The organism is Comamonas sp. Z3 (genome assembly GCF_008121565.1).
Lineage (GTDB): Bacteria > Pseudomonadota > Gammaproteobacteria > Burkholderiales > Burkholderiaceae_C > Comamonas > Comamonas brasiliensis.
The window spans coordinates 394,890-407,588 of sequence record NZ_VOQU01000003.1; the positions used below are offsets into that span (position 1 = coordinate 394,890).

Consider the following 12,699-nt stretch of genomic DNA (forward strand, 5'->3'; position numbering starts at 1 on the left):
GTTCAGTGGCTGGAGTGAGGGATGGGGACGATGACAGGCGGCACCATAGCAGATGCAGGCTCTTCGTCCTCGGTTCGTGGCTCAGCTCTGCCGTCAAGTACCGCATGGGCACGTTCGCGGTCGATGTCGCCTTCCCAGGCGGCGATGGCCACGGTGGCCACGCAGTTGCCGATCAGATTGCCCAGAGCGCGTGCAATGCCCATGAACCAGTCCACCGACAGCACCAGCACCAGGCCGATCGCAGGGATGGCGGGGATGGCATGCAGGGTGGCGGCCAGCACCACGATGGCCGAGCCCGGTACGCCGTGCGCGCCCTTGGAGGTCACCAGCGCGATGGCCAGAATGGTCAGCAGGTCGGACATGCTGATGGGGGTGTTGGTGGCCTGGGCGATGAAGACCGCTGCCAGCGTGATGTAGATGGAGAACGCGTCCAGGTTGAACGAGTAGCCGGTGGGAATCACCAGGCCCACGGTGGAGTCGCGCACACCCATGTTGCGCAGCTTGGCCATGATCTGTGGCAGCACGCTGTCGGACGAGGTGGTCGCGAAGACGATGGTCAGTTCCTCGCGCAGATAGCGCAGCAGCTTGATCAGGCTGAAGCCCGACAGGCGCATCACCAGGCCCAGCACCACGAACACGAAGATCAGCACCGAGACGTAGAACAGCGCCACCAGCATGCCCAGCTGCTTGAGCGAGCCTATGCCGTACTGGCCCACGGTAAAGGCGATGGCGCCCAGCACGCCCAGCGGTGCCAGCTTGATGATGATGCCCATGACCTTGAACAGGGCCATGGACAAGGCGTCCACCAGATCGGAGACGGGCTTGCCGCGCTCGCCCAGCATGGTCAGCGCGCAGCCGAACAGCACGGCGAACAGCAGCACCTGCAGCACGTCGCCCTTGGCGAAGGCTTCCACCACGGTGGTGGGAATGAGCTTCATCAGGAAATCCACCGTGCCGCCGCTGGTCAGCTTGTCGGCATTGCTGGCGTAGGCCGCCATGGCCGAGGCGTCGAGCTTGCTGGTGTCCACGTTCATGCCCACGCCGGGCTCGAAGACAAAGGCCAGCACCAGGCCCATGCCCAGGGCGATGGTGGTCAGCACCTCGAAATAGATCAGGGCCTTGACGCCCACGCGACCGACGCGCTTGAGGTCGCCCGCGCCGGCAATGCCGTGCACGACCACGCAGAACACCAGTATGGGAATGATCATCTTGATGAGCTTGATGAAGCCATCGCCCAGGGGTTTGAGTTTCACGGCCCATTCAGGGGCCAGCAGTCCGGCGAGCACACCCAGTATGAGTGCGATCACCACCTGTCCGAACAGTGATCTGACAAAGCGGCGCATAGTCGTCTTTCGCAAGTTGTGGAATCTTGTATGCAAGTTGGAGAAAACTTGCATGCAAGAATGTAGGCAAGCGAAAGGCGTGCCAGCAGAGGGTATTCCTGAAGATTTGTGTCAATTCGGAGAGGATCAGCCCTGACTTTCATGCATGAAATAAAGGGGCGAACCGGCTTGGTGCGAGATTGGCGGGCTGTGTGCACGCGCGTGGTGCGCGGATGCGGCTCATGCCCAAAGCCAGGGCATGAGGCTTACAGCAGCGGGCTCAAGGCGCCCAGCAAGTTGTCCCAGATGCGTTTCCACCAGCGAGTGGCACGCACCTGTTCCAGCGTCACCGCATCGGAATCGCGCAGATAGCTTTGCTGGCGCTGACGGATGGCCTGGGTAGTGGCTTCGTCGTGCAGCAACACATTGTTCTCGAAGTTCAGGTCAAAGCTGCGCAGGTCCAGATTCGTGGAGCCGATCAGGCTGACCGAGCCGTCCAGGCACAGGGTCTTGGCATGCAGCAGGCCGGGGCGGAATTCGTGGATATGGACGCCAGCGCTCAGCAGCCGCCAGTAGTGGCTGCGGCTGACGGCGCCGACGATCCAGGAGTCATTGCGGGCGGGCAGTATCAGGGTGACCTGCACCTGGCGCAGCGCGGCGGCGCACAAGGCATCGAGCACCGTGCTGTCGGGTACGAAGTAGGGGGTGGAGATCACGACTTCGCGCTGCGCACAGGCCAGCAGGCAGGCAACCAGCTGGGGGGTCGAGCGTGCTCTTTCCGTCGGCCCTTCGGCAATCGCAACGGCATGGAAGCCGTCGTCAGCGGCAGCGCCGGCCTCGGCCTCGATGGCCGGTGGTGAAAGGCTGGCATCGGACTGCGCCCAGTCGCTGGCAAAAGCCTGCTGCATCTGCGTGACCACGGGGCCCTGCAGGCGCAGCATGATGTCCACCCAGGGGGCATAGCGAGCCTTGATGTGAAAGCCTTCGTCGGCGCAGTTCTGGCTGCCGCAATAGTTGATCCTGCCGTCTATGAGCGTGATCTTGCGGTGGTTGCGCAGGTCGATGCGGCTGGTCAGCATGACCTTGAGCAGATTGCTGATGGGCAGGGCAATCGCCAGGTGCACGCCGGCCTGCCGCATCTGCTGCCATAGTGGCGAGCGCGTCAGTGCGCGCGAGCCCAGTCCGTCGACCATGGCCCGGCAGGTCACGCCGCGCTGAGCGGCACGTATCAGGGCATGGGCCATATCGGTGCCGGTGCCGTCGTCCAGCCAGATGTAGTACAGGACGTTGATCTCGTGGCGTGCGGCATCCATGTCGGCCAGCATCTGCGCCCGGGCATGCGCGCCATCGCGCATCAACTCGGCCCTGTGGCCGGGCAGCGGCACAAAGCCGTTGATGGACGAGGCATAGCGAAAGGCCGGCAGCCATTGACCGGGCATGGTCGGCAGTGCCTGCGGGCTGCGGTCGGCATCGGTAGCGGCGCTGCTGTGGGACTGGCAGAACTCGCGCACATTGAGTCTTCTGCGGCCTGGTACGCGGCCCAGGGCTACCTCGCCAAAAAGGTAGTACAGCAGGCAGCTCGCATAGGGCAGCAGCACGATGACCATGAGCCAGGCCAGGCGCACGTCGGGCCGCATGTCCCGGCGCAGCAGGATGCGCAGGCCGAAACCGGTGATCAGCAATACATGAAGAGTCAGCAGCAGCCAGGTCATGAATCAGTGCAGCAACGATGGACCTTGTCGAGCATAACGGGCTCTGCTCCAAGCACAAGCTGCAAGCCCTGATTCATATGCAACGAGCTTGAACTCTTTGATGAAAAAGCGCGGACTGCTATCAGTAATGCAGCGACAGAAGACAGACATGGCGCTGGCATGGAACCTGCTTCCTTTTCTTGTCAAAGCAAACAAGCAGGGGGAGTGCATGGAATTGGTGCCATTGACTGCCATCGACAAGGCAGATACCGGTTGGGTCATGGTTGCGTCGGCGCTGGTCTTGCTGATGACCTTGCCGGGCATCGCCCTGTTCTATGCGGGGCTGGTGCGTCGCAAGAATGTGGTCAACACCATGGTGGCCGTGTTCGCGGTGGCCTGTGTGGTGACCCTGACCTGGTTCGGCCTGGGCTACTCGCTGGCGTTTACGGCCGAGTCTCCCTGGCTCGGCAATCTGGGACGCGCCTGGTTTGCCTCTTTGCACTTTGATGGCCGGCGCAGCGTGATCTCGGTCAGCCATCTGGCGCCGCATCTGCCCGAAGCGGCCTATGCCCTGTTCCAGGCCGCATTCGCCATCATCACCACCTCGCTGATCGTGGGGGCCGTGGTCGAGCGCATGCGCTTTGCGGCCCTGCTGGTGTTTGCCGCGCTGTGGAGCGTGGTGGTCTATGCCCCGGTGGCGCACTGGGTGTGGGAGAGCGGCGGCTGGCTGAACCAGCTGGGCGCACTGGACTTTGCCGGCGGTGCCGTGGTGCATGTGAACGCGGGTGTGGCTGCGTTGGTCTGTGCCTTCATGATGGGGCGCAGGCGTGGCTATGGCACCGAGCCCTTCGAGCCGCACAGCCTGGGCTGGACGGCCATGGGCACGGCGTTGCTGCTGTTCGGCTGGTTCGGCTTCAACGCCGGATCGGCCCTGTCCGCCGACGGGCGTGCAGCGCTGGCCTTTGTGGTCACGCTGGTGGCGGCCTCGGCCGCGGGGCTGGCATGGATGGTGGTGGAGTGGCTGGTGCGCGGCGCTCCGACCTTGCTGGGCCTGCTCTCGGGCATGGTGGGCGGACTGGTGGCCATCACCCCGGCTGCTGGCTTTGTGCAGGTGGGCAGTGCAGTGTGGATAGGCCTGATTGCGGGCGCTGTCTGCTTCTGGGGGGCAACCTGGCTCAAGCGCCGACTGGGGGCCGACGACTCGCTCGATGTCTTCGGCGTGCATGGCGTGGGCGGCATTGCCGGCTCCATCCTCACGGCGGTTTTTGCCGATCCTCTGATCGCGGGCACAGGCGCCACGGTGCTGAATCAGCTGATTGCGGTGGCGGCGGTGGCTGCCTACAGTGCCGCAGCCACGGCCGGGGTGCTGGTGCTGATCCGTCTGCTGATGCCGTTGCGGGTGGATGCCGTGCAGGAAATGGAAGGTCTGGATATCAGCCTGCATCTGGAGCGTCAGCACTAGTGATCCATCAAAGACAGGAGCGGTGTATGGAGGACAGCGAGCGAGTGGCAGTGGCCGCACATCTGCATGTGGTGTTGCGCCGCAAGACGGGCCGGGTGACCGATACCGAATGGATGGCGTGCAACCAGGCCTATGCACAGGCCATGGTGGCTTTTGCGCTGGAGCATGCGCGAGAGCAACAGGACGAGGAGCTGGCGCGCCTGGCCCGGCGTCTGCAGGACAGCTGGAGCGGCGACAAGCCCCGGCATGCAGCGCCTGCCGAGACCGCGCAGAGCGATAGCTCGGTCACCACCAAGGCCGCCGAGATACTGCGCACCTCGGCACGCTATATCGGCGGGCTGCGCTGAGGCACAAGCCGGATCCGAGGCCGGGACGTCTTGCTGCCACGGATCACAATCCCTGTGATCCGTGGTAGTCCGCCGCCGCAGGCTGCGGCGGCAACGAGCCAGGCCTATTGCTTTTTCAGCTCGGCAATATAGGCATCGCGGGCCTTTACGCCATCGGCCGTGAAGTCGGTGAACACGCCGTCAATGCCCAGACGGTAGTAAGCCAGATATTCCTGCAGCGGGTCGCCCTTGAAGATGCCCGCGAGCCGGCTGGCCTCGCTGCGGAAGGTGAAGCTGTGCACCACCAGGCCGGCCTTGTGCGCATTGGCGATCAGGCCGGTGTCCTTGAGCGTGTTGACGTCCTTGAGGCCTGCGCCGTCCTTGTAGGGAACGACGGAATGGGCCAGCACCTGGGGTTTCCAGGGACCGATGCCGTCGGCATAGGTCTTGATCTCGGCCAGGCCTGCCGGCGTCTGCATGACCGCGAAGGTGCGCGCATCGCCGGCCAGAGTCCAGCTGTAGGGGCGGCCGCTGATGAAGGTCCATTCGTCGGCAGTGATATAGCCTACGGAGCCGTCCCTGAAGTTGTAGTCGTTGCCATCGATCAGCTGCACCCCCTTGGCCCGCATGCCTGCCTTGCGCAGATACTTCAGGCTTTCGGGGTCGAAGCTCTGGATGTAGATGGGCGCTTCCTTGCGGTTGAGATTGTTCCTGTCCAGCAGCGCCATCACGGCGTCCTCGAAGGGGTGCTCACCCGTTCCGCAGCTGTTGGCAATGGCCTGCTGGTTGTTCCAGTAAGGGTTCTTGGTCTCGGCGTAGACGGCAATCGTGCGGCCTGCCGCCTTGCCCCTGGCGAGTGCGATATCGATCACATCCTGTGCGCTGATCAGTGGCAGCTTGCCGTTCCATTCGCTGGGGCGGTCGGCGCGGTTGTCCAGCGTGGTGCCGCCAAACAGCGTGCGCAGCTCATGCAGGGTGAAGTCCGAGATGGACCAGTCGCCGGTGTGGTCCTCGCCATCGACCACCAGAGCCTGCAGAACCGACTTCTGATTGTTCGGATCGATGCGGTCGCTCAGGTACTGCGCGGGGCCGTTGGCGGCAATGGGCGGGTACTTCACGTTGACCAGCACGCCGGGCGTGTTGCGCTTGCGGCCAGCCACATAGGCATTGATCTTGGCGACCTCGGCGATATTGGTGCTGTCGCTGAGCCAGGCGTTGTGGCGTGCCACCAGCTGGCAGTCGCGGCTCAGGTGCATGTCCAGCTCGATCATGTCGGCACCGGCATCGATGGCTTTCTCATACGCCATCTGTGTCTGCTCGGGGTAAAGGCCCGAATAGCCGCGGTGGGCGATGACCTGGGGCTGCTTGCCGTCCAGCGTCAGAAACTGCGGTGCAGGTGCCGGCGTCGGGCCGTCTCCACCGCCACAGGCGCTCAGGGCAAGGGCGGCAAGCAAGGTCAGGGCAAAGACGGGGTGGCGGGTAGGGGACATGGTTTCAGGCATGGATGGAGATTGCCTCATGCTTGCGGTTGTTGATGACGGTTGTGTGACCGTGCCCTCAGAGCATTTCACGCTCCGAAGCACAGGGCTGCGGGAGCAGCCCTGTGCGGGATGCGGCTGTTACAGCCCCAGCTTCCTGGCGACGTAATCGGCATCCTTGTCGCCGCGTCCCGAGAGATTGACCAGAATATGCTGGTCCTTGCCGAGCCCCGGCGCTTCGCGCATGGCCCAGGCCACGGCGTGCGCACTTTCCAGTGCCGGGATGATGCCCTCCACACGCGACAGCGTCATGAAGGCATTCAGGCATTCCTTGTCGTTCACGGACTGGTAGTCCACGCGCCCTATGTCCTTGAGATAGCTGTGCTGCGGGCCCACGCCGGGGTAGTCCAGGCCCGAGGCGATGCTGTGCACGGCGGCCGGCGTGCCGTCGGCGTTCTCCAGCACATAGCACTTCATGCCGTGAATCTCGCCGGGCTTGCCAACCGACAGCGTGGCGGCATGGCGGCCGGGCTTGTCCACGCCTTCACCGGCAGGCTCCACGCCCACCAGATGCACGGACGCGTCACCCAGGAAGGCCGTGAAGATGCCCATGGCATTGCTGCCCCCGCCTACGCAGGCTGCCACATGGTCGGGCAGCTTGCCGTGCCGGGTCTGGAACTGTTCGCGAGCCTCACGACCCACGATGGACTGGAAGTCCCGCACCATCATGGGAAAGGGGTGTGGGCCGACCACCGAGCCAATCGCGTAAATGGTGTTGACGGGGTCCTGCAGATAGACCTCGAAGGCGCTGTCCACGGCCTCCTTCAGCGTGGCTGCGCCGCGCGTGACGGGCACCAGATTGCAGCCCAGAATGCGCATCTTGGTGACGTTGGGGTGTTCCTTCTCGATATCCACCTGGCCCATGTGAATCTCGCAGGGAATGCCCACCAGCGCACAGGCCGTGGCCAGGGCTACGCCATGCTGGCCGGCGCCGGTCTCGGCAATGACTTTTTTCTTGCCCATGAACTTGGCCAGCAGTGCCTCGCCCAGGCAGTGGTTGATCTTGTGTGCCCCCGTGTGATTCAGATCCTCGCGCTTGAGATGGATCTGCGCACCGCCCAGCTGATCGGACAGGCGTCTGGCGTGAAAGATGGGGCTGGGTCGGCCCACATAGTCGGCAAACAGTGCGGCCAGCTCGTCCTGGAAATCCTGGCGCTTGACGATCTCTTCATAGGCTGCGGCGATCTCGTCCATGCATTGCTTGAGCTCGGGTGGCACGAGCTGGCCGCCATAGGGGCCGAAGAAGCCCTGGGCATCGGGCATGGCTTGGGGGTTCTGGGTCATGGCTTGTCTCCTGGGGGGTGTGCAGCAAAGCTGCATTCATAGCACATGGCGGGCTTGGGGCGCTTGCAGGCAAGTCCCGATGGCAGAGTCGTGAAAAATGCCTGCAGCCCGCACGAAGAATATGCTGACAGCTATTGTTTTGATATTTGCGACGCCCTCTCTTGCTCTGAAACACAATAGCGACATGAAAGCCAGCTCAGCCCGCGATATTGTCTTTGCCCATGCTCTGGAAACCGCCGCTGCGCACGAGGCGCTGCCAACGGCCGAGCGCTGCACTGCCATCACGCAGGAGTGTCTGCACGCCCAGGGCAAGACCAGGGGCGGCGGCCGTGCGGCGTTCGAAAGCTTTCTGCAGGAGCGGGCGCAACGCGTGATTGCTGCGGCGCAGCTGCCTGCCGACATACGCGCGATGGCTCGGCAGCGCGCCGGCATTTCGCGCTGGATGGTGCTGGCCGTAATGGCTGCGGCGTTTGCGCTGGGTTTTGCGGGCCATGCGATCACCGACCCGCATCGGGTGGACCTGCTCTCTGCCTCCCTGATCGGTATCGTGCTGTGGAATCTGCTGGTCTATGCGCTGTTGCTGCTGACCTGGCTGCGCAGTCTGCTGCGGCGCAGGAAGATGGTGATTGCGCCGCTGCAGCCCGAACAGGGTCAGGGCGCTGGGGCAGCGCCCGGTGGCTGGCTGCAGAAGCTGCAGGCAAGGAAGTGGAGTGTTTCGCGCGGCACGGGGCTGCGCAAGATGGCGCTGAACTTCGAGCGCAACTGGTGGCAGGTCAACCAGCGGCCGCGCCATGCGCAATGGCTTGTGTGCCTGCATCTGGGGGCTGCCATGCTGGCGCTGGGCGCGCTGGCATCGCTATGGCTGACCGGCCTGACCAGGGCGTATCAAGTGGGCTGGGAGAGTACTTTTCTCTCGCCTTCCGCCGTGCAGACCTGTCTGAACCTGCTGTTTGCGCCGGTGCAGCATCTGCTGGGTCTGGCGCCGTGGAGTCTGGCCCAGATCCAGGCGCTGCAGGGCTGGTCGGCCGGTGATGCCGCAGATGCGGGGCCGCGCTGGGTGCAGCTCTACAGCTGGCTGCTGGGCTTGATGGTGGTGGCGCCGCGTCTGCTGCTTGCGCTGTGGCAGGGTGTCAGGGGCTGGTGGTTGAGCCAGCATCTGGCCTTGCCGCTGCAGCAGCCTTATTTCCAGAGGCTGCAGCGTGATTGGGCGGGACGCGCCACGGCGCTGCTGGTGCAGCCCTACAGCCTGGACATCACGCCCGAGCGCGAAGCCGCCCTGCGCAACCATGTGGCGCAGAGCTACGGCGCTGGGGCGCAGCTTGCGCTGCTGCCGGTGCTGGCCTATGGATCGCCATTGCCGGATGCTTCGGCCGTTGACGCACAGCAGGTGCTGCTGCTCAACCTGGCTGCCACGCCCGAGGCGGAAATCCATGGCGTGCTGCTGGCGCAGGTATTGAACCGCTGGGGCGCGCAGACCGATGTGTGGCTATGGGCGGCGGACTTTCGTGCGCGCAACAGCGGTGCCCCGGCGCGCGTGCAGGAGCGCGAGCAGCTGTGGCGGGAATTTGTGCGCAGCGCGGGATTGAATGCGACCCTGGTGCCCGGCGCAGGAGTGTGATGATGAGCGAGAGCAAGGAACTGGTTCCGATCGACCGCAGCGTTCAGTGGTGTCTGCTGTCGCACACCAATATCGGCAAGACCACGCTGACCCGTACGCTGATGGCCGACGACGTCGGCGAGATTGACGATGCCGCCCATGTGACCACGCAGTCACAGCGCTATCTGCTTCAGAAAACGCAGCAGGGTGATGAGCTGTGGCTTTGGGACACACCGGGTTTCGGCGACTCCGTGCGGCTCTATGAGCGCCTGCGGCAGCAAGGCAATCCGCTGGGCTGGTTTCTCAGCAATGTCTGGGATCGGTGGCGCGACAAGCCTTTTTACCTGAGCCAGCGTGCCCTGCTCGCCGCGCGCGACCATGCGGATGTGATGCTCTACCTTGTCAACGCGGCAGAAGACCCGGCCGATGCCGGCTACTGGAGCGCCGAGATGAACATACTGGCCTGGCTGAACAAGCCGGTCATCGTGCTGCTCAACCAGATCGGCTGCGACACCACGGCCGCTCAGACGCAGCAGGATCTGCGGCGCTGGCAGCAGGCGACGCAGAGCTTTCACAGCGTGGTGCGCGACGTGCTCGTGCTCGACGCCTTCACGCGCAGCTGGTGGCATGAGCGCAGGATGATGCAGAGCATTGCGCCACTGTTGCCTAGCTCCAAACAGCCCGCCTATCAGCGTCTGCTGGAGCAGCGGGCCTGGCAGCAGCAACAGCGCGAGCAGGCGAGCCTGGCGGTCATGGCAGAGCAATTGCTGACGGCTGCGGGGCTGCATGAAAAACTCGATCCCGAGCAAGGCCGGCTGCTGGCGCGTGCCTGGCAAAGCCTGAGCCAGCTCACCGCCAAGCTGGGCAAAGCGGCAGAGGGTGAAGAGCAGCTCGGAGCCCAGGCCAAGGTGGCCGTGCAGCGGCTGCTGCAGACTTTGCGTCAGGCCGATGTGCAGGCCACGCAGCGCTTGCTTGAGATTCATGGACTCGACGGTCAGGCGGCCAGTCAGATTCAGGAGCAACTGCGCAGTCAGCTTCAGATCACCACGCCTGTGGATGCGCAGGCAGCCAGCTTGTGGGGGGCGTTGACTGCCGGTGCAGCCACAGGACTGGGTGCCGATCTGATGGCCGGAGGCTTGACGCTGGGTGCCGGTGCCCTGGTGGGCGCGCTGCTGGGGGCTCTCACCTTTGGCGGGGCTGCCTGGGGAGCGAACAAGATGTTCGACCAGGAGCAGCAGAGCTTTCGACTCTCTGGCGACTATCTGAACGCCAGCGTGAGCCAGGTACTGCTCAAGTACCTGCTGATCTCGCATTTTGGCCGCGGTCGCGGGCGTTACACCAGCCCGGCGGCGCCCAGCCAATGGAGTGAGCTGGCCCAGCTCACGGTGCAGGCACATGCTGCGCAATGGGCGGCACTCTGGGCGCAGTTGCGCGAAGCAAATGCCGCAGGGACGGCCATCGATGCGCAAAGAGCCGCCATCATGGAGCTGCTCTCGCAAAGCCTGCAGCAGATCATGGCCGATCTCTATCCGGGGCTGAACGCGGACTCCGGAGTCAGAGGCGCGGAAAGCGCACCGTAAACAGGGCACCGCCACGCTCGGAGACGCCCGTGCTGACGGTGCCGCCCTGGGAGGTCACCAGAGCCTTGACGATGGACAGGCCCAGGCCCGAGCCTTCCCGGCGACGCTTGCCCGGGGCCTGGACAAAGCGCTGGAAAGGATGGGCCTGGACCTCGGTCGCAAGGCCGGGGCCCGCATCGCCCACTTCCAGGATCACCCATGACTGGTTCTGGTGGTCGGAGCTCGCATGCACCCGGATGCTCAGCCAATGGCCGCTGCTGGCATGGCGCAGCACATTGCTGATCAGGTTGGTGGTGATCTGGCGCAAGCGGTCGGTGTCGGCTTTGATGTCGGTGCTGCCATCGCCGTCCTGCATGGGCAGATCCAGTGACAAGGTCATGTCCAGTTTTTGCAGCTGCGGGTGCAGCTCCTCGACGACATCGCCGACCAGTGTGGCGAGGTCTATGCGTTCCTTGCGCAGGGACAACTGTCCGGCGTCGGCCATGGACAGGGTGTGCAGGTCGCCGACCAGCCGTCCCAGGTGCTCGACCTGGGCCAGCAGCGTCTTCATTTCGGCCTGGCTGGAGTCGATGACGCCGTCGCAGATCGCATGCAGTCTTGCCTGCAGCACCGTCAAAGGGGTGCGCAGCTCATGGGAGATGGAGGCGGCCGTGGCCAGCCGCTCCGCTTCCAGGGTCTCCAGCGAATCGACCATGCCGTTGAAGGCATCGATCATTTCTGCCATCTCTCCATGGGCATTGCCCTTGACGGCTCTGGAGGCCAGGTCGCCGCGCTCCACGCGCGCAGCCACTTCCACCATGGAGGCCAGCGGACTGGTGATGCGGCGGGAGATCCAGAAACCCACGGCCATGCCGAAAGGCAGGCTGACGGCCAGACCGATGACCAGCGACCATTTCTCGCCGAACAGGCGGTCGCCTTCCCAGTACTCGGAGTAGATCTGCAAGGCTCTGGGGCTGTCCTCCAGATCCTGGGACTTCAGCGCTTCCAGCTCGGTCTTGACGGGGCTTGGCAGGTGGCGATAGAACTCGCGGTACTGCAGCTCGGAAAACGCCAGCACGCCAATCGCCAGCGAGGCAATGGCCAGCAGCACGGCCGCCGTGATCCACAGACCAAAGCGGACCCAGATGCGGTTCAGTCCCAGGGCCATAGACGATAGCCAATACCGCGCACGGTCTCGATCAGTCCGTCCTGTCCGGCCAGTTGCAGCTTGCGGCGCAGCTTGGAGAGATGGGAGTCGATCACCCGCTCCAGCGCGTCGCTTTCCGGCAGGCAGTTCTCAATCAGGTAGGCGCGTGAAAAACAGCGGCGCGGCTGGGCCGCCAGACAGGCCAGCAGCCGAAATTCCGTAAGCGTCAGCGCCAGGGGAACGGCCTGGCCCGCATCGTCGTAGACGGCTGCGCTATGGGCTTCCACGTCGATCTCTATAGGTCCGACGCGGATGGGGGCTGCCACTGGCGCAGGCTTGGCCTGGGTGCGGCGCAGCACGGCACGCACCCGTGCCACCACCTCGGGAGGGTTGAAAGGCTTGACCACATAGTCGTCCGCCCCCAGGCGCAGTGCCAGCAGCTTGTCCACATCGTCGGCCAGGGCCGTCACCATGATGACGGGGACATCGCTGTCATTGCGAATCATGCGCAGCACATCCACGCCATCGACCTTGGGCAGATGGATGTCGAGCAGCACCAGGTCCGGGCGCAGCTGGCGAAAGCTCTGCAGGGCCTCCTCGCCGTCCTGCGCCATGCGGATGCGCAGGCCATCGCGTTCCAGATAGGCGCTGAGCACGCCGGCAATGGCGGGTTCGTCTTCGACTACAAGCACCAGGGGCGTGGAAGCAGGTTGAGCAAAAGTAGCCATGGTTTTGTGTGCAGCAAAGTCATGCATCTGCGGGACTCCCTGAAT

The 12,699-nt window shown here is 64.2% G+C and carries 10 protein-coding genes; 4 read left to right on the forward strand and 6 right to left on the reverse strand.

Annotated elements, in window-relative coordinates; translation table 11 throughout:
• Window positions 1-2: 2 nt before the first annotated feature.
• Window positions 3-1,343 carry a C4-dicarboxylate transporter DctA gene (locus FSY59_RS10320; protein ID WP_003059761.1) on the reverse strand — a complete coding sequence of 447 codons (1,341 nt, stop codon included), beginning with the start codon at window positions 1,341-1,343 and terminating at the stop codon, window positions 3-5.
• 245 nt (window positions 1,344-1,588) lie between these two features.
• Window positions 1,589-3,034 (reverse strand): cardiolipin synthase, encoded by a 1,446-nt coding sequence (gene cls, locus FSY59_RS10325; RefSeq protein ID WP_148728913.1) that lies wholly within the window; start codon window positions 3,032-3,034, stop codon window positions 1,589-1,591.
• A gap of 208 nt (window positions 3,035-3,242) precedes the next feature.
• On the opposite strand from cls, the gene FSY59_RS10330 reads away from it, so the two are divergent.
• Both FSY59_RS10330 and FSY59_RS10335 read left to right on the forward strand, forming a co-directional pair.
• Window positions 3,243-4,475: an ammonium transporter gene (locus FSY59_RS10330; RefSeq protein ID WP_029158519.1), complete on the forward strand. Its 1,233-nt coding sequence runs from the start codon at window positions 3,243-3,245 to the stop codon at window positions 4,473-4,475.
• A 26-nt stretch (window positions 4,476-4,501) separates the two neighbouring features.
• Window positions 4,502-4,822: a hypothetical protein gene (locus FSY59_RS10335; RefSeq protein WP_003071883.1), complete on the forward strand. Its 321-nt coding sequence runs from the start codon at window positions 4,502-4,504 to the stop codon at window positions 4,820-4,822.
• 104 nt (window positions 4,823-4,926) lie between these two features.
• Here the strand turns inward: FSY59_RS10335 and FSY59_RS10340 are convergent, their stop codons facing one another.
• Both FSY59_RS10340 and trpB read right to left on the reverse strand, forming a co-directional pair.
• Window positions 4,927-6,303, reverse strand: coding sequence for a glycerophosphodiester phosphodiesterase family protein (locus tag FSY59_RS10340; RefSeq protein WP_222864293.1), 1,377 nt, complete (start codon window positions 6,301-6,303; stop codon window positions 4,927-4,929).
• Window positions 6,304-6,420: 117 nt separating this feature from the next.
• Complete coding sequence (trpB, locus tag FSY59_RS10345) at window positions 6,421-7,623, reverse strand: tryptophan synthase subunit beta (protein WP_148728914.1); 1,203 nt, start codon at window positions 7,621-7,623, stop codon at window positions 6,421-6,423.
• A 184-nt stretch (window positions 7,624-7,807) separates the two neighbouring features.
• On the opposite strand from trpB, the gene FSY59_RS10350 reads away from it, so the two are divergent.
• Together FSY59_RS10350 and FSY59_RS10355 are read left to right on the forward strand one after the other, a co-directional pair.
• Window positions 7,808-9,241, forward strand: a complete 1,434-nt coding sequence (locus FSY59_RS10350) for a DUF2868 domain-containing protein (RefSeq protein WP_019043081.1) — start codon at window positions 7,808-7,810, stop codon at window positions 9,239-9,241.
• Window positions 9,242-9,243: 2 nt separating this feature from the next.
• Window positions 9,244-10,800 (forward strand): DUF3482 domain-containing protein, encoded by a 1,557-nt coding sequence (locus FSY59_RS10355; protein WP_148729023.1) that lies wholly within the window; start codon window positions 9,244-9,246, stop codon window positions 10,798-10,800.
• Here the strand turns inward: FSY59_RS10355 and FSY59_RS10360 are convergent.
• Both FSY59_RS10360 and FSY59_RS10365 read right to left on the reverse strand, forming a co-directional pair.
• Complete coding sequence (locus FSY59_RS10360; RefSeq protein ID WP_019043079.1) at window positions 10,775-11,947, reverse strand: cell wall metabolism sensor histidine kinase WalK; 1,173 nt, start codon at window positions 11,945-11,947, stop codon at window positions 10,775-10,777. The genes FSY59_RS10355 and FSY59_RS10360 overlap by 26 nt on opposite strands.
• On the reverse strand, window positions 11,932-12,681 hold the full coding sequence (locus FSY59_RS10365; RefSeq protein ID WP_003059738.1) for a response regulator: 750 nt from the start codon (window positions 12,679-12,681) through the stop codon (window positions 11,932-11,934). Before FSY59_RS10365 ends, FSY59_RS10360 begins: the two co-directional genes overlap by 16 nt.
• Window positions 12,682-12,699: the final 18 nt, after the last annotated feature.